The 568-nt window shown below is 66.0% G+C and carries 1 protein-coding gene; it reads left to right on the forward strand.

The window, feature by feature from the left end; translation table 11 throughout:
* Window positions 1–568: Hint domain-containing protein (locus JFB92_RS24845; protein WP_199044626.1), on the forward strand; the 568-nt coding region annotated here is incomplete at both ends.

Genomic DNA, 568 nt, shown 5'->3' on the forward strand with positions numbered 1-568 from the left:
CGGCCGTGGTCGATGCGACCATGGTCAAAACCTCCGAACGCACCCTGGTCACCTTCGGTGTCGACACCGAAGGTGACGGTGCAACCGATGCCACGGTCACCGCGACCGACGAGCACCCCATCTGGGTGGCCGATCTGGCGCAGGTGCCGATCGAGGACGCCTTCAGCACTGATCCGGCCGAGACCGATGCGGCTGACACCCCGCACGTCTCACACGATGAGTCGGCCGACGGTTCGGGTTCGGGTGGCGGTGGCCCGCCGGTTGCTACCCTGTCGGCTACAACCGAATACGACAAGCACCAGGCAGCGGGACCGGACGAGGATGCCGCCTCGGCGACGGAGCCGCCGGGCGAATTGCCGGGCCAGTGGGTGGACGCGATCGACCTCAAGGTCGGCCAGCTCCTGCGCACCAGCGCAGGCACCTGGATCCAGATCACCGCGATCGAGACCCGCACCGAACACGCCACGGTCTACAACCTCACAGTCGCTGGATACCACACCTACTACGTCAAAGCCGCCGACACCGACTTCCTCACCCACAATGCCGGAGGAGCGTGTGGTGATGCAGA

Source organism: Glycomyces salinus (assembly GCF_016428645.1).
Lineage (GTDB): Bacteria > Actinomycetota > Actinomycetes > Mycobacteriales > Micromonosporaceae > Glycomyces > Glycomyces salinus.